The 17,993-nt window shown below is 72.1% G+C and carries 19 protein-coding genes and 1 tRNA gene; 10 read left to right on the top strand and 10 right to left on the bottom strand.

Annotation, left to right across the window (positions count from 1 at the left end; translation table 11 throughout):
- The first annotated feature begins 126 nt into the window (after window positions 1–126).
- The 3 genes from AC3YO9_RS05845 to AC3YO9_RS05855 all read left to right on the top strand — a co-directional run bounded on the left by AC3YO9_RS05845 (window position 127) and on the right by AC3YO9_RS05855 (window position 2,954).
- Window positions 127–1,392, top strand: a complete 1,266-nt coding sequence (locus tag AC3YO9_RS05845; protein WP_127781775.1) for an aspartate kinase — start codon at window positions 127–129, stop codon at window positions 1,390–1,392.
- On the top strand, window positions 1,389–2,444 hold the full coding sequence (locus AC3YO9_RS05850) for an aspartate-semialdehyde dehydrogenase (protein WP_489982441.1): 1,056 nt from the start codon (window positions 1,389–1,391) through the stop codon (window positions 2,442–2,444). Before AC3YO9_RS05845 ends, AC3YO9_RS05850 begins: the two co-directional genes overlap by 4 nt.
- Before the next feature lie 72 nt (window positions 2,445–2,516).
- Window positions 2,517–2,954 carry a Fur family transcriptional regulator gene (locus AC3YO9_RS05855; RefSeq protein WP_127781777.1) on the top strand — a complete coding sequence of 146 codons (438 nt, stop codon included), beginning with the start codon at window positions 2,517–2,519 and terminating at the stop codon, window positions 2,952–2,954.
- Here AC3YO9_RS05855 and AC3YO9_RS05860 read toward each other — a convergent pair.
- The 3 genes from AC3YO9_RS05860 to AC3YO9_RS05870 form a co-directional block, all read right to left on the bottom strand.
- Window positions 2,951–3,568, bottom strand: a complete 618-nt coding sequence (locus AC3YO9_RS05860; protein ID WP_489982442.1) for an NADPH-dependent FMN reductase — start codon at window positions 3,566–3,568, stop codon at window positions 2,951–2,953. The two genes, AC3YO9_RS05855 and AC3YO9_RS05860, sit on opposite strands and share 4 nt — an antisense overlap.
- Before the next feature lie 69 nt (window positions 3,569–3,637).
- The gene (locus AC3YO9_RS05865; protein ID WP_489982443.1) at window positions 3,638–5,491 is read right to left on the bottom strand and encodes an alpha/beta hydrolase family protein; all 1,854 of its coding nucleotides are present in this window, start codon (window positions 5,489–5,491) and stop codon (window positions 3,638–3,640) included.
- A gap of 55 nt (window positions 5,492–5,546) precedes the next feature.
- Window positions 5,547–6,119, bottom strand: coding sequence for a dihydrofolate reductase family protein (locus tag AC3YO9_RS05870; RefSeq protein WP_489982444.1), 573 nt, complete (start codon window positions 6,117–6,119; stop codon window positions 5,547–5,549).
- Window positions 6,120–6,247: 128 nt separating this feature from the next.
- Between AC3YO9_RS05870 and AC3YO9_RS05875 the strand changes: the two genes are divergently transcribed.
- Complete coding sequence (locus tag AC3YO9_RS05875; protein ID WP_489982445.1) at window positions 6,248–7,078, top strand: hypothetical protein; 831 nt, start codon at window positions 6,248–6,250, stop codon at window positions 7,076–7,078.
- Window positions 7,079–7,137: 59 nt separating this feature from the next.
- On the opposite strand, the gene AC3YO9_RS05880 is transcribed toward AC3YO9_RS05875, so the two are convergent.
- The 3 genes from AC3YO9_RS05880 to AC3YO9_RS05890 form a co-directional block, all read right to left on the bottom strand.
- Window positions 7,138–7,214 (bottom strand) — tRNA-Pro (locus AC3YO9_RS05880).
- A gap of 67 nt (window positions 7,215–7,281) precedes the next feature.
- The gene (locus AC3YO9_RS05885) at window positions 7,282–7,956 is read right to left on the bottom strand and encodes a TetR/AcrR family transcriptional regulator (RefSeq protein ID WP_489982446.1); all 675 of its coding nucleotides are present in this window, start codon (window positions 7,954–7,956) and stop codon (window positions 7,282–7,284) included.
- Window positions 7,916–8,905 (bottom strand): metallophosphoesterase, encoded by a 990-nt coding sequence (locus tag AC3YO9_RS05890; protein WP_127781782.1) that lies wholly within the window; start codon window positions 8,903–8,905, stop codon window positions 7,916–7,918. Before AC3YO9_RS05890 ends, AC3YO9_RS05885 begins: the two co-directional genes overlap by 41 nt.
- A gap of 45 nt (window positions 8,906–8,950) precedes the next feature.
- Here AC3YO9_RS05890 and AC3YO9_RS05895 point away from each other — a divergent pair, with 45 nt between their 5' ends.
- Window positions 8,951–9,421, top strand: coding sequence for a GatB/YqeY domain-containing protein (locus AC3YO9_RS05895; protein WP_127781783.1), 471 nt, complete (start codon window positions 8,951–8,953; stop codon window positions 9,419–9,421).
- Between the two features lie 106 nt (window positions 9,422–9,527).
- Here the strand turns inward: AC3YO9_RS05895 and AC3YO9_RS05900 are convergent, their stop codons facing one another.
- Window positions 9,528–11,873: a penicillin-binding protein gene (locus AC3YO9_RS05900; protein WP_127781784.1), complete on the bottom strand. Its 2,346-nt coding sequence runs from the start codon at window positions 11,871–11,873 to the stop codon at window positions 9,528–9,530.
- Window positions 11,874–12,170: 297 nt separating this feature from the next.
- Between AC3YO9_RS05900 and AC3YO9_RS05905 the strand changes: the two genes are divergently transcribed.
- A complete protein-coding gene (locus AC3YO9_RS05905; protein WP_346773859.1) occupies window positions 12,171–12,488 on the top strand; it encodes a WhiB family transcriptional regulator in 318 nt (105 codons plus the stop codon).
- Between the two features lie 35 nt (window positions 12,489–12,523).
- Here AC3YO9_RS05905 and bagB read toward each other — a convergent pair whose 3' ends face one another.
- Together bagB and bagA are read right to left on the bottom strand one after the other, a co-directional pair.
- Complete coding sequence (gene bagB, locus AC3YO9_RS05910) at window positions 12,524–13,741, bottom strand: ATPase BagB (RefSeq protein WP_489982447.1); 1,218 nt, start codon at window positions 13,739–13,741, stop codon at window positions 12,524–12,526.
- Window positions 13,738–14,802 carry an ATPase BagA gene (bagA, locus tag AC3YO9_RS05915; RefSeq protein ID WP_489982448.1) on the bottom strand — a complete coding sequence of 355 codons (1,065 nt, stop codon included), beginning with the start codon at window positions 14,800–14,802 and terminating at the stop codon, window positions 13,738–13,740. Before bagA ends, bagB begins: the two co-directional genes overlap by 4 nt.
- Between bagA and sp36 the strand changes: the two genes are divergently transcribed.
- From sp36 to AC3YO9_RS05935, 4 genes are read left to right on the top strand one after another with little or no spacing between them, the layout of a single operon-like run.
- Entirely contained in the window at window positions 14,801–14,965 is a 165-nt protein-coding gene (gene sp36 / locus AC3YO9_RS05920) for a Sp36 family protein (RefSeq protein WP_127781787.1), read from the top strand. The genes bagA and sp36 overlap by 2 nt on opposite strands.
- A gap of 12 nt (window positions 14,966–14,977) precedes the next feature.
- On the top strand, window positions 14,978–15,457 hold the full coding sequence (locus AC3YO9_RS05925; RefSeq protein ID WP_489982449.1) for a RidA family protein: 480 nt from the start codon (window positions 14,978–14,980) through the stop codon (window positions 15,455–15,457).
- Between the two features lie 42 nt (window positions 15,458–15,499).
- Window positions 15,500–16,315 (top strand): NUDIX hydrolase, encoded by an 816-nt coding sequence (locus AC3YO9_RS05930; protein WP_489982450.1) that lies wholly within the window; start codon window positions 15,500–15,502, stop codon window positions 16,313–16,315.
- Window positions 16,312–17,100: an MBL fold metallo-hydrolase gene (locus AC3YO9_RS05935; protein ID WP_489982451.1), complete on the top strand. Its 789-nt coding sequence runs from the start codon at window positions 16,312–16,314 to the stop codon at window positions 17,098–17,100. Before AC3YO9_RS05930 ends, AC3YO9_RS05935 begins: the two co-directional genes overlap by 4 nt.
- Window positions 17,101–17,217: 117 nt before the next feature.
- On the opposite strand, the gene AC3YO9_RS05940 is transcribed toward AC3YO9_RS05935, so the two are convergent.
- Window positions 17,218–17,913 (bottom strand): dienelactone hydrolase family protein, encoded by a 696-nt coding sequence (locus AC3YO9_RS05940; protein ID WP_127781791.1) that lies wholly within the window; start codon window positions 17,911–17,913, stop codon window positions 17,218–17,220.
- Window positions 17,914–17,993: the final 80 nt, after the last annotated feature.

Below are 17,993 nucleotides of genomic sequence, written 5' to 3' on the forward strand. Positions count from 1 at the left end.
CTGAACAGGGCACACGCGGTCGCTGAACCACCTGGCTGCGGTGCGAGCGCCACCGCCGCCGCGCGGCATCGGTAGAGTCGGCCCGGACATTCACCCTGAGCTCGACCATTCCAGGAGGTTGACGGCGTGGCGCTCGTCGTGCAGAAGTACGGCGGATCATCGGTCGGCAGCGCCGAGCGGATCCGACGCGTGGCCGAGCGGATCGTCGACCGAAAGAAGGCTGGCGACGACGTGGTCGTGGTGGTGTCCGCCATGGGCGACACCACCGACGAGCTCCTCGACCTCGCCCGCCAGGTGTCGCCGGTGCCCCCGGCCCGCGAGATGGACATGCTGCTCACCTCTGGCGAGCGCATCTCCAACGCGCTGGTGGCCATGGCCATCCACTCCCTCGGTGCCGAGGCCCGCAGCTTCACCGGCTCCCAGGCCGGCGTCATCACCGACGGCTCGCACGGCAAGGCTCGCATCATCGACGTCACCCCGGGCCGGGTCCGCGCCGCGCTGGACGAGGGCTCGATCGTGCTGGTCGCCGGGTTCCAGGGCGTGAGCCAGGACAGCAAGGACGTCACCACCCTGGGGCGCGGCGGGTCGGACACCACCGCCGTGGCGCTGGCCGCGGCGCTGGAGGCCGACGTCTGCGAGATCTACACCGACGTCGACGGCGTGTTCTCCGCCGACCCGCGCATCGTCCCGGACGCCAAGCGCCTCGAGTCCGTCACCTACGAGGAGATGCTGGAGATGGCCGCGGCGGGCACCAAGGTGCTGATGCTGCGCTGCGTGGAGTACGCCCGGCGCTACAACGTTCCCGTGCACGTGCGTTCCTCCTACTCGACCAAGCCGGGCACCGTGGTGTCCGGATCGATTAAGGACATTCCATTGGAGCAGGCAATTCTCACCGGCGTCTCGCACGACCGGTCCGAGGCCAAGGTCACCGTCGTCGGTCTGCCGGACAGCCCCGGCAAGGCCGCGCAGGTCTTCCGTGCCGTCGCCGACGCCGAGATCGACATCGACATGGTGCTGCAGAACATCTCCGGCGCCTCCACCGGAACCACCGACATCACCTTCACGCTGCCGCGCAGCGACGGCCCCACCGCCGTGGAGAAGCTGACCAAGCTGCAGGCGGAGATCGGCTTCACCCAGGTGCTCTACGACGACCACGTGGGCAAGGTGTCGCTGATCGGGGCCGGCATGCGCAGCCACCCCGGCGTCACCGCCACCTTCTGCGAGGCGCTGGCCAAGGCGGGGGTGAACATCGACATCATCTCCACCTCGGAGATCCGCATCTCGGTGCTGTGCAAGGACACCCAGCTCGACGACGCGGTGCAGGCCATCCACGGCGCCTTCGAGCTGGGCGGCGAGGACGAGGCCGTGGTCTACGGGGGCACGGGCCGATGAGCGCCCACGACTCGGGTGCCGGCCTGCGCGTCGGCGTGGTCGGCGCCACCGGGCAGGTCGGTGCCGTGATGCGCCGACTGCTGGACGAGCGTGACTTCCCGCTGGCGGAGCTGCGCTTCTTCGCCTCCGCGCGCTCGGCGGGCACCAAGCTGCCGTGGCGGGACGGGGAGATCGTGGTGGAGGACGCGGCCACCGCCGACCCCAGCGGGCTCGACGTGGCGCTGTTCTCCGCCGGAGCCACCACCTCCCGGGCGCAGGCACCGCGCTTCGCCGCTGCCGGCGTCACCGTGGTGGACAACTCCTCGGCGTGGCGCCGCGACCCCGAGGTGCCGCTGGTGGTCAGCGAGGTCAACCCGCAGGACCTGCAGAACCTGCCCAAGGGCATCATCGCCAACCCCAACTGCACCACCATGGCCGCCATGCCGGTGCTCAAGGTGCTGCACGACGAGGCCGGTCTGCGCCGCCTGGTGGTCAGCACCTACCAGGCGGTCTCCGGCAGCGGCCTGTCCGGCGTCGCCGAGCTGGAGTCGCAGGTGCAGGCCGTGGCGGCCGACGCCGCGCAGCTCACCCACGACGGTGGCGCGGTGGAGTTCCCCGCCCCGAACAACTACGTGGCCCCGATCGCGTTCAACGTGCTGCCCATGGCCGGCAAGCTGGTCGACGACGGCTCCTTCGAGACCGACGAGGAGCAGAAGCTGCGCCACGAGAGCCGCAAGATCCTCGGCATCCCCGAGCTGCTGGTGTCCGGCACCTGTGTGCGGGTCCCGGTGTTCACCGGCCACTCGCTGTCCATCAGCGCGGAGTTCGACCGGCCGCTGTCGGTGGAGCGGGCTCGGGAGCTGCTGGCTGACGCTGCGGGAGTGCAGCTGGTCGACGTGCCCACCCCGCTGGCTGCCGCCGGCGGCGACGTGAGCCTGGTCGGCCGGTTGCGCCAGGACGAGGGCGTGCCCGACGGGCGGGGACTGACCCTGTTCGTCAGCGGCGACAACCTCCGCAAGGGTGCCGCGCTGAACACCGTGCAGATCGCGGAGCTGCTCGCTGCCGCAGGCTGAGTCGCCCCCGGGGGGGTGTGGACCGTGAGGACAGACTTGCACGGTTCCAAAGAGACGCGGACACTCGGGCAGATGGACCTGCAAACCGCTCACCTCGACCCTCGCGCCATGCTGCGCCAGGTGGGGCTGCGGGTGACCGCTCCCCGGGTGGCGGTGCTGACCGCGCTGCAGGAGCACCCGCACTCGACCGCCGACATGGTGGCCTCGTGGGTGCGTGAGGCACATGGTCGCGTCTCCACCCAGGCCGTCTACGACGTGCTGCGGGTCTGCGTCCAGCACGGACTGGTCCGACGCATCGAGCCGGCCGGGTACCCGGCGCTGTACGAGACCAGGGCCGGGGACAACCACCACCACCAGGTGTGCCGGTCCTGTGGGGCGATCGCCGACATCGACTGTGCCACCGGCGCGGCACCCTGCCTGACGCCCTCGGAGGACCACGGCTTCGTCGTGGACGAGGCAGAGCTGGTCTTCTGGGGCTGCTGCGCCGCCTGCCAGGCTGCGAAGGTCTAGCGCCCTGCCTCGCTGCCCAGCGGCCGGCCCGGCTGCTGCCGGGCGAAGCCGACCACCTGGGCGGCCAGCAGCCCCAGGTTGTTCGCCACGGTGGCGTCGCTGACGCCGCCGTCGTCGTCGAAGCGGGCGACGGCGGAGTTCACGGCCGCCCCCAGCGGGGTGGGCCAGCCGCGCAGCGCGTGCACCACCGACCGCAGCGCGGTCAGCGTGGTGACCGAGGCCTGCCAGCCGTAGGCGGTGGCCACGCAGCCCACCGCCCGCCCGTCCAGGTAGGGGCGGGCGTCCTGGCGCAGGTCCTCCACGTAGTCCAGGGCGTTCTTGACCAGACCGGAGATCGTCCCGTGGTAGCCGGGGCTGGACAGCACCACGCCGTCGGCCTCGCGCACCGCGTCCACCAGGGCGCGGGCGGCGTCGGTGCGCTCGGTGAGGGCGGGATCGTAGAACGGCATCACCAGGTCGGCGCCGGTGACGACGGTGGTCTCCGCGCCCAGCTCGCGCGCGGCGGCCAGCACCACCCGCAGGGCCCGCTCGCTCTGCGACCCGCTGCGGGTGGAACCGCCGATGCCCACGATCTTCAGCGGCGACTGGATCTGTGGTGTGCTGCCCTGGGCCACGCTGGTCCCCCTCGCCCGGTGCTGACCAGGGAACCACACCGCGGAGGCCGCCGACAGGTGTGAGCCGAGTCAGCCGAGGCCGAGCACCCGCCGGGCGAAGTCCACCTCGGTGGCCACGTGCTGCACCAGCTCGGCCACCACCAGCGACCCGTGCCCGGCGTCGTAGCGGACCATCTCGTAGCGCTTGCCGCCGGCAGCCAGGCCGTCCAGGTAGTTGTCCACCTGGCGGATGGGGCAGCGCGGGTCGTTCTCGCCGGCCAGGATCAGCACCGGGGCGCGCACCGCGTCGACGTAGGTCAGCGGGGAGCACTCGGCGTAGAGCTCGGGCAGCTCCTCGGGGGAGCCGCCGAACAGTGCGCGGTCGTAGGCGCGCAGCGGCTCCATCTCGTCGGCGAAGGCCGCCAGGTAGTCGGCCACCGGCACGCCCGCGATGACTGCCGCCCACCGGTCGGGCTGGGTGCCCGCGGCCAGCAGGCTCAGGTAGCCGCCCCACGACCAGCCCTCCACCACGCACCGGTCCGGGTCGGCCAGCCCGGAGGCCACCGCCCAGTCCTGCACGGCCGCGACGTCGGCCAGCTCGGTGAGGCCGGGACGTCCCTCGATGGCGTCGCGCCAGGCGCTGCCGTAGCCGGTGGAGCCGCGGTAGTTCACGTGCACCACCGCGAACCCGGCGTCCAGCCAGGTGGCCCGCATCGCGGAGTAGCGGTCCTCGTCAGCAGCGTGCGGCCCGCCGTGCAGGCTGAACACGGTGGGCAGCGGGCCGTCGGCCCCGGCCGGGCGGGCCACCAGGGCGTGCACGTCCCCCACCCAGGCGTCCTCCAGCGGCTGCGAGGCGGGCGCGGGGTCGGCGTCGGGCGGGGTGAGCAGCACGGCGTCGGTGCCGTCGGCGTAGCGCACCCGCACCATGGACGGCTGCTCGGCGCTGGACCAGGAGTACTCCACCGAGGCGTCCGGACGGGCGTCGGCGCCGCCGATGCTGCCGGGCGGGGTGTCCAGGTCCGACAGCGCACCGGTGATGAGGTCGTAGCGGTGCAGGGTGGAGCGGCCGGCGTGGGTGTGCACCACCACCAGGGCGGTGGCGTCGAGGTAGAAGTCGCCGCTGAGGTCGCCCGGCAGGTCGATGGCCAGCTCGGTCTGCTCGCCGGTGGCCACGTCCCAGATCACGAGCTCGTCGCGGCCCCGGCGCTCGTGGTTGACCAGCAGCCGGGTGTCGCCCTCCACCGGGGCGAAGGCGAGCGCGTCCAGGCCCTTGCCCTCGCCGTCGTGCAGCTCGGCCACCGTCTCGGTCACCGAGCCGTCGGCGGCCAGCCGGAACACCCGCAGCGCGGGGTGGCGGGAGTCGCCGTGCTCGGAGTGGTGGATGGCCAGCAGCGTCTCGTCGCGCGAGAGCGCGCCGGTGCCCGCGTCCTGGGCATGGGCGTAGACCACCTGGGTGGCTGCCGCGCGGGTGCGGTCCGCGGTGGCCCAGATGGTGGTGCCCTCGTCGGTCGAGGCGGCGATGGCGGTGATCTTGCTGCCCAGCTCCAGTCCCGCCGGGTACCCGGCGGTGGTGCCCGCGACCGCTTGCTGCGGGGTCCAGTCGGTGGGTCGGCCGGCGAAGGGCTCCGCCACCCAGTGCCCGAACTCGTCGCCGTCGGTGTCGTCGAACCACCACACGTGGGCGCCGTCCGGGCTGATGGTCGCTCCGTGCGTGCCCGAGGGGCGGTCGGTGACCTGGCGACGCAGGTCGGTGAGCCGGTCCCAGGTGTAGATCTCCCAGGTCCCGGAGGCGTTGGAGGAGAACACGTTGCGGTCGGGAGCGTGCAGCGCCCAGTCCGGCAGGCTGATCCGCGGGGCGGTGAACCGGGCCCGCCAGCGTGCCTCGGCCGCGGGGTCGTCGAACAGGGTCTCGGGCACGGGTGCTGCGGGATGCTGGGTCGTCACCCCCGCGATGATGCCAGCCGCGATGCACCCCATCCCCGCGCAGTGCGGGAGCCGGTCAGCGGAGGACGTCCCAGACGTTCTTCTGCACACCGTTGGCGTAGACCTCGTGCTCGACGAGCGCCAGCCTCTGGGTGTCCTTGTCCGCCGCGCTGAAGAGCCGCTTGCCGGCTCCGAGCAGGAGCGGGAAGACGAGCAGGTGGTATCGATCCACCAGCCCGGCGTCGGAGAGAGCGTGGTTCAGCGACGCGCTGCCGTGGACGATGATCGGGCCGCCCTCGGTCTCCTTCAGCGCGGCGACCTCCTCGGGCGAGCGCAGGATCGTGGTCTCGCCCCAGCCTGACGCCAGCTGGTCCTCGGTCAGCGTGGTGGAGACGACGTACTTCGGCATCACGTTGTAGTCAGCGAAGTCCTCCATGTCGGGCCACACCGGACTGAACGCCTCGTAGCTGGTCCGGCCCAGCAGCATCGCAGTGGCTTCCTCCTGCTCCCGGCCCTTGATCTCGTACGCCTCGGGGAGGAACTCCACGTCCTTGAAGCTCCACCCGGCGTTGCGGTAGCCGGGTTCGCCGCCCGGGGCTTCCATGACGCCGTCGAGCGAGAGGAAGGCGGTGCTGATCAGGGCGCGCATGGGTGGTCCCTCCGTGTTGTCGTGTCCTCCTGCCCTTCTGACCGCGGCTGACCGGCAAACTCATCGGTCGCCGTCGGCTGTGGGCTGGCTCACCGGGGACGGTGGGTGGACCAGGCATGATGTGGCTCATGAGTCAGAGAACCGTTCTCCGTGGCACCGTCGTCCTGGCCTCCGGGGTGCTGGCCGCGGCCGTGCTGGCCGGCTGCGGGTCCGACACCAGCTCGCTGGACGGGGAGGGCCCCACCAGCGCCCTGCCCGCCACCACCCAGGACGCTGCGACGGCGACCGCCGTACCCAGCCCGGACGCCAGCAGCACCACGGCGGGCGTGCCCACGCCCACCGCGGCCGGCGAGGCCACCCCCGGCGCCCCGGCGACCGGTGGGTCCACCGGCACGGCAGCACCGGGCGCAGCTCCGGGCCCGGGTGGCACCGGGCCGGGTGGAGCCGGGAGCGCCGGCACCGGCAGTCCCGCAGCCCCGGCCGCTCCCCCGGCCAGTGGTCAGGCCGTCAGTGCCTACGCCAACCAGGTGTGCGGCGCGGTCACCCCGCTGTACTCGCTGAAGGAGCGCTACCAGAATCCCGACCTCTCCGGGATCACCAACGGACAGCAGGCCAAGGACCTCGCGGTGCGCATCCTGGGCGAGGCTGTCGCCCAGGGCAACGCCTCGCTCAGCGCGGTGAGCTCGCTCGGCCCCGCCCCGGACGCCCAGTCCGCCGCGGGCATCGCCGGCTTCGCCCAGGCCCTGCGAGCGGGCGTCGGATCCGCCCAGACGTACCTCGGCCAGGCTCGTGCGGTCGACCCCAACAACCCGCTGGCCCTGGTCAGCCTGGCGCAGCAGGCCCGGCAGCAGGTGCAGACCACCGCGAGCTCTGGGGTGGCGTCACTGCGCTCGGGCAGCAGCCCGGCGATGCTCTCGGCGCTGCGGGCCAGCCCCGGCTGCTCCGCCCTGGGCCTGTAGCCAGCAGAAACAGCAGAGGCCCTGGCCGGCGAACCGGCTAGGGCCTCTGCGTACTGCACTGGTCGGGGTGACAGGATTTGAACCTGCGCCCTCTTCGTCCCGAACGAAGCGCGCTACCAAGCTGCGCCACACCCCGGTGCGGCTCGCCAAGTCTAGCGGATGTTCCTGGCGTCGTTGACCGGGTACCCCCTAGACGGTCCGCCCTACGACGTGGCGGCCGGCTCTTCCGGCCAGCGCCGCTCGATCTCCTCGAGCGTGGTGCCGTAGATCGCCCCGACCCAGATGCGCAGCAGGGCGTCCGCCGCGTCCTCGGGGGCCACCGTGGGGTGGGCCACGCCGTACCAGCGGATCAGGGTCGACTCGGTGAGCAGCGTCAGGGCCTGGGCGACCAGGTCGGCGTTGCACTCCGGGGCACGGCCGGCGGCGATCTCCTCGCGGATGCGCCCGGCGGTGGCTGCAGCGAAGCGATCCTCCACCTCCGTGCGGCCCTCCTTGATGGCGGTCTCGTGGTAGGAGGCCTCCACCAGCGCGTTGATCAGCGTGCCGTGCTCGCGGTACAGCGCGACCAGCCCCTCGATGGCCTGGCGGGAGATGGTGGCGGGGCTGCCCTCCCCGGCCAGCCACTGCGCGCGGTCGCTGCGCTCGGCCAGGGTCACCGTCACCGCCGCACCCAGCTGGGCCAGCAGGTCGAGCCGGTCGGTGAAGTGCACGTAGAACGAGGGGCGGGACAGCGTGGTGCACGCCATCACCCGGTCGATAGTCAGGTCGTGCCAGGGGTTGTCGCGAAGAAACTCCTCGGCGCCCGCCAAGATCTCCTTGCGCGCGTCTTCCGGCGCCCTACGGCGCCGCACCTTCGTGGGGCGCTGCTGAGGAGTCACCGTTGAAGTGTAGATCGTCAATAGCGCTCTGCCCCGCATGCGCAGCTCCACCTCGCGAAGCGGGAACCAGGGTGAGCAGGCTCGCCTCGGGGCGGCACGCGAAGCGCACCGGCGCGTAGGGCGAGGTGCCCAGCCCGGCGGAGACGTGCAGCCAGGTGTGCGCCCCCCAGTGCGAGGCCCCCTTGGCCCGGCTGCTGTCCAGCTCGCAGTTGGTGACAAGGGCACCGTGGAAGGGGACGCACAGCTGCCCGCCGTGGGTGTGCCCGGCCAGCACCAGGTCGTACCCGTCGGTGGCGAAGGCATCCAGCACGCGGGGCTCGGGGGAGTGCGTCAGGCCCAGCCGCAGCTCCACCTCGGTGGGGGCCCGGCCGGCGATGGTGGCGTACCGGTCGCGCTCGATGTGCGGGTCGTCCACCCCGGCGGCGGCGACGCGCACCCCGGCCACCTCGAGCTCGCGGCGCACGTGGGTGAGGTCCAGCCAACCGCGCTCGGTGAACGCCGCCCGCAGGTCCTGCCAGGGCAGCGCGACACCGTGCACCCGCTTGTGGTTGGTGCGGAAGTACTTGAACGGGTTCTTCGGCTGCGGCCCGAAGTAGTCGTTGCTGCCGAAGACGAACAGGCCGGGCCGGTCGAGCAGCGGTCCGAGGGCCTGCACCACGGCGGGCACCGCGCTGGGGTGGGCGAGGTTGTCGCCGGTGTTGACCACCAGGTCGGGGTTGAGCTCGTCGAGGGCGCGCACCCACGCCTGCTTGCGGCGCTGGTTGGGCATCATGTGCAGGTCGGACAGGTGCAGCACCCGCAGGGTCGGCGACCCCGGGTCCAGCACGGGCAGGGTGACCTCGCGCAGCGCGAAGGCGTTGCGCTCGATGCCCGCGGCGTAGCCGACGCCTGCGGCGACGGTTCCTGCGGCGGCCAGGGCGACTAGCGGGGTGCGGGAGCTGGGGGACACACCTTTAGGGTACGACGCCCCCTTTGCCGCGTAACGTCAGAGCACATGGCAGAGCTGAAGCAACGCATCAAGGCAGACCTCACGACGGCGATGAAGGCCAAGGACGCGCTCACCGTGTCCACGCTGCGAATGGTGCTCTCGGCGCTGCAGTACGAGGAGGTGTCGGGCAAGCAGGCCCGCGAGCTCACGGACGAGGACGTGCTGCGGGTGCTGGCGCGGGAGTCCAAGAAGCGCGGCGAGTCGGCCGAGGCGTTCGACGGGGCCGGGCGAGGCGAGCTGGCGGACAAGGAGCGCGCCGAGGCGCAGGTGATCGACGCCTACCTGCCCACCCAGCTCAGCGACGCCGAGGTGGACGACGTGGTGGCGCGCGCGGTGGCAGCGGTGGCGGAGACCACCGGAGAGCAGCCCGGTCAGCGCCAGATGGGGCAGGTCATGAAGGAGGCCGGCGCGCTGGCCGCGGGCCGGGCCGACGGCAAGCGGCTCTCCGCCGCGGTGCGGGCGGCGCTGGCGGGCTGAGACGCGACCGGCGGACCTCCGCCGGGACCCGAAAACCGTCGAGGGCAGAGACGACGCGAGGCGCGTCCCCAGTGGGGACGCGCCTCGCGTGGCGTTCGGGGACGGCCTAGCCGGGCGGGATGCCCGGGATGACCACGCCGGGCGGCAGCACGATCGGCGGCACTCCCGGCACCGGAACCTGGATGGTCTGCTGGGGAGCAGACCCACCCGAGCCGCTCGAGCCACCCGGGGACGACGACGCCGACCCGGGGGCCGACCCGGGTGCCGGCGACGTCGACCGGCCGGAGGGGGCCTGCCCGGTGCTCACCGACAGGGTGACCGTCGAGCCGGGCTGGGCGGTGCCGGTGACGCTCTGGTCCACCACGGTGCCCTTGGTGGAGCCGTTGGGCTGATCGGTCTGGGCCACCTTGAAGCCAAGATCGGTGAGCCGCTTGGACGCGTCGCCGACGGTCAGGCCCTTGACGCTGGGCACGGCGCCCTTGCCGCTGCCGTTCAGGTACTTCTCGTCCACCGGGGGCAGCACCACGGGCCCGTAGTTGAGGGCGATCGGCTTCATCGCCGCGAACCAGGTGCGCGCGGGTTCCTGACCACCGGTGAGGTCGGGCTTGACGCAGCTGCGCAGCGGGTCGTGGCAGATGCCGCCCGGGTTGCCGGAGTCGTCGAACACCAGGTTGGCCCCGGCCAGGGTGTTGGTGAAGCCGAGGAACGCTGAGGAGTACTCGCGGTCGGTGGTGCCGGTCTTGGCTGACATCGGCAGGTCCCAGCCGACGGTCTTGGCCGCACCCGCCGCGGTGCCGATGGTGTCGTCCTTGCTCATCGCGTTGGCCAGGGCGTGCGCCAGGCCGGGCTCGACCACCTGCTCGCAGGCGGGGGAGCTGACCTTGACCGGCTGCCCCTTGGAGTCGGTGATCGAGTCGATCGGGTTGGGCGGGCACCACACCCCGCCGGAGGCGATGGTGGCCGCCACGTTGGCCATCTCCAGCGGGTTCACCTGCACCGGGCCCAGGGTGAAGGACGCGGAGCCCTCCGCCTTCAGCTTCTCCGCGATGGAGATGTTCGGGGTGGCCGGGCTGGCGGGGGTGGTGGCGTAGGAGCGCAGGCCCAGCTTCACCGCCATGTCCACCGTCGGGGCGACGCCGGTGGCGGCGATCAGCTTGACGAAGGCGGTGTTGGGGGAGAAGGCCAGGGCGTCGGTCACCGTGTACTTCAGCTTGTAGGACTCGTTGTAGTTCTTGACGCAGTAGTCCTTGCTGCCGTCCTCGCAGCCACCCACGCCCACCCCGCTGACCCGCACGGTCTGCGGGGAGTCGAGCACGGTGTTGATGCCCATGCCCTGCTCCATCGCGGCAGCCGTGGTGAACACCTTGAAGATCGATCCCGCGCCGTCGCTCTCCAGCGTGTGCGTCTGCGGGAAGGAGGTCTCCTTCCGGGCGGAGTCCAGGCCGTAGGTACGGCTGCTGGCCATCGCCAGCACCTTGTGGTCGGTCTGGCCCGGCTGGATGATGTTCATGACGCTGGAGATCTTGGGCAGGTCGGCCGGGGCGAACTTGTTCACCGCCGCCTTGGCCGAGGCCTGCACCACCGGGTCGAGCGTGGTCTTGATGGTGTAGCCGCCCTTGTTCACCTGGTCCGGGCTGATGCCGGCGTCGGCGAGGTAGTCCACCACGTACTTGCAGAAGAACCCGTTGCTGGCCGAGTCGCCCACGCCCATGCACCCGTTGTTGGTGCTGTTGGGCTTGGGCAGCACCCCCAGCGGGGATGCCTTGGCGGCAGCGGTGTCCTGGGCGTTGAGCACGCCGTTGGTCTGCATGGTGTCCAGCACGACGTTGCGGCGAGCCAGCACGGCCTCGGGGTTGGTGTAGGGGGTGACCGAGCTGCGCTGCACCATCCCGGCGAGCATGGCGGCCTGCGGGACCTTGAGGTCCTTGGCGTCCACGCCGAAGTAGGTCTGTGCCGCCGACTGGATGCCGTAGGCCCCGGAGCCGAAGGGCACCAGGTTCAGGTACCGGGTGAGGATCTCCTCCTTGCCCAGCTCCTTGTCCAGGGCCAGGGCGATGCGGATCTCCTTGAGCTTGCGTGCCGAGGTCGCCTCGGTGGCCTCCTGGCGCTCGGCGTCGTTCTGGGCCACTACCAGCAGCATGTAGTTCTTCACGTACTGCTGGGTGAGCGTCGAGGCGCCCTGCTGGGTCTCGCCCGAGGAGGTGTTGGTGAGGAAGGCGCGGAAGGTTCCCCGCCAGTCCACGCCCTGGTGGTCGAAGAAGCGCCGGTCCTCGACGGACACGATGGCCAGTTTCATCGCGTCGGAGATCTGGTCCGCCTCGACCACGGTGCGCCGGCCGGCCGGGTCGTAGAGGTAGGCGATGGGGTTGCCCTGGTTGTCGAGCATCGTGGTCGTCTGGGGCGCCTCACCTTGGGCTAGCTCGGTGGAGACGCTGTCGACGGTGTCACTCATCTTGTTCGAGAGCAGGCCCGCGCCGCCCACGGCAGGGAAGAGCAGACCTGCGAGCAGGACCCCCGCGATGAGACAGCAGCCGGCGAGCCTGACAAAGGGATTAGCTGGAGCCACAGGCACAGGGTACGCAAGGACCCTGGCAAAGCAGGGATCTCACCCTCAGGGGACTACCGAATGGCGAGCGTCACTGCGACACTGTGGAACCCAGGTGGTTAGCGATGCGTCACACACGCCTGGGTGCCGCAGGGGAGCGGCGGGCGCAGATCGACACAGGTAGTTGACGAGGGGGGATCAGCTGTGCGGAGACCAGAGCAACCGTTGGCCGGCGACGAGCGCGCGGCGTGGACGGCCCAGGCGGCGTGCACCGGGGTCGACCCGGAGGAGCTGTTCGTGCAGGGCGCCGAGCAACGGGCGGCCAAGGCGATCTGCCGGCCCTGCCCGGTGCAGCTGGAGTGCCTGGCCGACGCCCTCGACCACCAGGTGCCCTTCGGCGTGTGGGGCGGACTGACCGAGCGAGAGCGCCGCGCCCTGCTCAAGGCTCGGCCGGACGTGCGCTCGTGGCGCGAGCACCTGGAGCGGGTCGAGGCCGGCCACCCGGTCGCCCAGGTCGGCTAGCCCAGGTCGGCTAGCCCAGCCCGTACCGGGCTGGGCTAGCCGGCCCCGGTGAGCTCGTCGCCCAGCGCGCGCAGCGCGTCCAGGTCAGCCACCTCGAAGGGCAGGGCGGGCACGCCGATCAGCGGCACCCTCGGGTGGGCGTGGGTGAACCGGCTGAGCAGGTGCACCTCCCGCTCGGCGGTCACCGCCTGGTCGGCATGCACCCGCAGCGCACCGGCGGCCAGGGCGTTGTCCCCGGTCTTCTCCAGCGTGCCGGCGGCCTCCTCGGCCAGCGCGGGGCTGAGCTCCACCAGGGTGGGATGAGTGCGGTTGAGCACCAGCCCCACCAGCGGCATGTTCTCGGTGGAGAGCCGGTCGACGAAGTACGCGGCCTCGCGCAGGGCGTCGGGCTCGGGTGCGGAGATCACCATGAACGCGGTACCCGGACGGCGCAGCAGCTCGTAGGTGGCCTTGGATCGCTCACGGAAGCTGCCGAACATCGTCTCGAAGGCCTGCACGAAGGCGGCGGCGTCGTTGAGCATCTGTCCGCCGATGATGGTGGACACCCCCTTGGCGGCCAGGCCCACCGCGCCGCCCACCACCTTGCGCAGCCCCAACCCGCCGGCGCGGGCAGGGGCGGAGAGCAGCCGGATCATCCGGCCGTCCAGGAACGCCGACAGCCGCTGCGGGGCGTCGAGGAAGTCCAGCGCCGAGCGCGAGGGTGGGGTGTCGACCACGATGAGGTCCCACTGCCCGGAGGCCGCCAGCTGGCCCAGCTTCTCCATGGCCATGTACTCCTGCGTCCCGGAGAACGAGGTGGCGATGGTCTGGTAGAAGGGGTTGGACAGGATGGCCTCGGCCCGGCCGGGCTCGGCGTTCTCCAGCACCATCTCGTCGAACGTGCGACGCATGTCCAGCATCATCGCGTGCAGCTCACCGCCGTGCTCGGGCTCGTCGTCCTTGTCGCCGGTGAGGTCCACCCGCTGCGGGGTGTTGGTCAGCTCGGCCACACCCAGGGCCTGAGCCAGCCGCCGCGCGGGGTCGATGGTCAGCACCACCGCGCGGCGGCCCTGCTCGGCAGCGCGCAGCGCCAGCGCGGCCGCGGTGGTGGTCTTGCCGACGCCGCCGGCACCGCACACCACGATGACCTTCGTCTTCTCGTTGGACAGCAGCGCGCCCACGTCCAGCAGCCCCGACCCTGCGGCGGTGGCCTCGATGGCCGTGGTGTTGGTGGCGGCGGCGTTGGTGGGCACCGGGGCCTTCTTGGCGCTCATCGCACACCCTGCTCAGCGAGAACCTCGGCGAGCTCGTACAGGGCACCGAGATCCACCCCGTCGGCCAGCGCGGGCAGCTCCACCATCTCGGCTCCTGCCTTGGCCAGCCGAGCTCGACTGGCCTGCTCGGTGCGCACGCGCAGGGCGTGCTGCACGGTCTGGGTGACCAGCCCCGCGATGTCGTCGTCGCTGAGCTTGATGCCGGCGACGTCCAGCCCGGCGCGGAGGGCCTCGGTGTCCACCGCTCCGTCGGCCGCAGCCTGCAGGGCGTCCTCGGGCAGCTCGTGGGCCTTGGCGCGGTTGACGATCACCGCACCGGTGCGCAGGTCGGCCGCCCGCAGCTCCTCGAGCGCGTCCAGGGTCTCCTGCACGGGCAGCTCCTCCAGCAGCGTCACCAGGTGCACCACCGTCTGGTCGGAGTGCAGCAGCTCGATGACGCCCTCGCTCTGCGCGCGGATGGGACCGCTCTTGGCCAGGTCGGCCATGGCCCGGGTGACGTCGAGGAAGTTGACCACCCGGCCGGTCGGTGGTGCGTCGACGACCACCGCGTCGTAGGTGCGGCGCCCGTTCTTCTCGGTGCGCACCACGCACTCCTTGATCTTGCCGGTGAGCAGCACGTCGCGCAGGCCCGGCGCCAGGGTGGTGGCGAACTCGATGGCACCCACCCGGCGCATCGCCCGGCCGGCGAAGCCGAGGTTGTAGAACATGTCGAGGTACTCCAGCAGAGCCGTCTCGACGTCGATGGCCAGTGCGCGCACCTCGCCGCCGTCGGCCGCCACCGCGATCCGCTTCTCCTCGTGGGGCAGCGGGGGCGTGTCGAACATCTGCGCGATGCCCTGCCGCCCCTCCACCTCCACCAGCAGCACCTTGCGCCCGCCCGCGGCGAGGGCCAGGGCGAGGGAGGCCGCCACAGTGGACTTTCCGGTTCCGCCCTTGCCGGAGACCACGTGCAGGCGGGCCTGGGCGGCTGCGGCGGGCCAGTGGGTCTCGGCGGCCGCAGCAGTAGTCGTGTCGGTTGCAGGCACGCGCAGCACTCTATGCGCGCCGTACAGTGAGCGCATGACCACCTGGGAATACGCCACAGTTCCGCTGCTCACGCACGCCACCAAGCAGATTCTCGACCAGTGGGGTGCCGACGGCTGGGAGCTCGTCGCGGTGCTGCCCGGGCCCACCGGCGAGCAGCACGTCGCCTACCTCAAGCGCCCGCGCTCCTCCCAGGGCTGAGCGGGCACCCCGATGGCTGACTGGTCCACCCGGCTGTCCTTCCTCGGCATCACCCTCCCGCCGGTCGCGGCGCCGGTGGCCGCCTACGTGCCCGCGGTGCGCTCGGGCAGCTTCGTCTACACCTCCGGCCAGCTGCCCTTCGTCGACGGCGCCCTCGCCGGCACCGGCAAGGTCGGCGACGCGGTGAGCCCCGAGCAGGCCAAGGAGCTCGCCCGGGCCTGCGCCCTCAACGCGCTGGCGGCCGTGCACGCCCTCGTCGGCATCGACTCCGTGGTGCGGGTGGTCAAGGTCGTCGGCTTCGTCGCCTCCGCCGAGGGCTTCACCGGCCAGCCCGGCGTGGTCAACGGTGCCTCGGAGCTGCTGGGCGAGGTCTTCGAGGAGGCCGGCCAGCACGCCCGCTCCGCCGTGGGGGTGGCCGAGCTGCCGATGAACGCCCCCGTCGAGGTGGAGCTCGTCGTCGAGGTGCTGGCGCCGGCCGCCGTGCTCGTCTGATGCTGTGACGACGGCGACACCGCCGGACGTAGCATCACGAAGGTGACCTCACCAGACGCTGCTCCGGCAACCCCGCTGCGGGACGCCTCCACCATTGCGCTGGTGCGCGACACCGATGCCGGCATGGAGGTCTTCCTCCTGCACCGCACCACCGCGATGGCCTTCGCCGGCGGGATGACGGTGTTTCCCGGTGGTGGTGTGGACGCGCGCGACGCGGAGACCGACCTCGGCTGGGTGGGACCGCCGCCGAGCTGGTGGGCCGAGCGCTTCCGCTGCCCGGAGAGCACGGCAGCCGCCCTGGTGTGTGCAGCCGTCCGGGAGACCTTCGAGGAGTGCGGCGTGCTGCTCGCCGGCCCCACGGCCGACACCGTCGTCGCCGACACCTCCGGCTACGGGCCGGCCCGGCAGGCGCTGGTAAACCGCGAGCTGTCGTTCGCGCAGTTCCTCGCCCGCGAAGGGCTGGTGCTGCGCGCCGACCTGGTGCGTCCCTGGTCCAACTGGATCACCCCCGAGGCGGAGACCCGCCGCTACGACACCCGCTTCTTCGTGGCCGCCATGCCGCAGGGGCAGATCGCCGACGGCGTGACCACCGAGGCCTCCGACGCCGGCTGGCAGCGGCCACAGGACGCCATCGCCGACTGGCAGCAGGGCCGGCGGGGACTGCTGCCTCCCACCTGGTCCACGCTCCGGGAGCTCGACGCCTGCGGCGACGTGGCCGGGGTGCTCGGCGCGGAGCGCGACCTGGACCCGGTGGCCCCCAGGCTGGTGTCGGACGGCACCGCGGTGCGCATCGAGTTTCCCGGCGGGGACGACTACCCGGTGGGCCTCGGTCGCCAGTCGGCCCAGGACGCGTCATGAGCCTGGTGCACCCGGCGTACGGGCAGCTGCGACAGGTGACCCCCAGCGCGGCGGTGCTGCTCTGCGAGAACCCCTCGGTGATGACCCTGGAGGGCACCAACACCTGGGTGCTGCGCGCGCCCGGCTCCGAGCAGTGCGTGGTGGTGGACCCCGGACCGGACGACGAGGCGCACTTGCGGCGGGTGGCGGCGGTCGGTGACGTGGTGGCCACGGTGCTCACCCACGGCCACGTCGACCACGCCGCGGGAGCCAAGCGGTTCGCCGAGCTGACCGGCTCCGTGGTGCGCGCGGTGGACCCCGCGCTGCGGCTGGGCTCGGAGGGGCTCGCGGAGGGGGACGTGGTGGCCGCCGCGGGTGTGGAGCTGCGGGTGCTGGCCACTCCGGGCCACACTGCGGACTCGGTGTGCCTGGTGCTCGACGGCGACGGCGAGCGCGGCAGCGTCCTCACCGGGGACACGGTGCTCGGCCGCGGCACCACGGTGATCGCGCCGCCGGACGGTGCGCTGGGCCCGTACCTGGAGTCGCTGCGGATGCTGGCCGAGCTGCCCGAGGGGGCCACCGTGCTGCCCGGGCACGGGCCCGACCTGCCCGACGCCCGTGCCGCGGTGCAGTACTACCTGGCCCACCGCGAGGAGCGCCTCGAGCAGGTGCGCGGCGCGCTGCAGACGCTGGGCGCCGACGCCACGCCCCGGCAGGTGGTGGAGCTGGTGTACGCCGACGTGGACCAGACGCTGTGGCCGGCGGCGGAGTGGTCGGTGCGGGCCCAGCTGGACTACCTGCGCTAGCGCGCACCGTCCTGGGTGGCCCCGCACGCAGCCACCGCCGCCCGCGGGGTGCGCGGACGGCGGTGGGTAGCGGTTGCAGACGCGACCGGGCGCGCTTGGTGGTACTTGCAGACGCCCCTAGCCGAGCTCGGCGTGCAGCGCGTCCAGGGTGCGGTCCCAGGCCAGCTTGGCCTTGTCGGCGTCGTAGGTGCCCATCAGGTTCTCGTCGTTGAAGAACGCGTGCCCGGCGTCGTAGCGGTAGAACTCCGGGGCGCGACCGCTGCCCTCGGTGATCTTGGCCTCCAGCTCGCCCAGCGCCTCCTCGGAGATCATCTGGTCGTGGGTGCCGAAGTGGCCGACCATCCGGGCGGTGAGGTTGGTGAAGTCCGGCTCGGTCTGCAGGATGCCGTAGAAGGGCACGGCCACGGCGATCTTGTCGCCGAGCTGCGCCGCCATCGAGATGACGAAGCCACCGCCCATGCAGAAGCCGACCACGCCGACCTTGTCGGAGGTGACGGCGTCGTTGCCCAGCAGGAAGTCCACCGCACCGGAGAGGTCACGGGCGGCCTGGTCCACGGGCAGCTTCTGCATCAGCTCGCCGGCCTCGTCGGCGTCGTGGGCGGTGGCACCGCCGTAGAGGTCGGGTGCCAGCGCCACGAAGCCCGCTGCGGCCAGCCGGTCGGTCACGTCCGCGATGTGGGTGGTCAGGCCCCACCACTCCTGGATCACGATCACACCGGGGCCGCTGCCCGACTCCGGGAGCTTCAGGTAGCCGTGGGCGGTCGAGCCGTTGCTCGGAAAGGTGACGTTCTGCACGGGGTTCTCAGCTGTCATGTGCCCAATGAGAGCACGGGTGGTGCGGTGGTGCCGAATGCCCTGGGTGGCGGGCGCGGCCCGACCGGGAGCCTGAGCGG

The organism is Rhodococcus sp. Z6_132, from assembly GCF_058133635.1.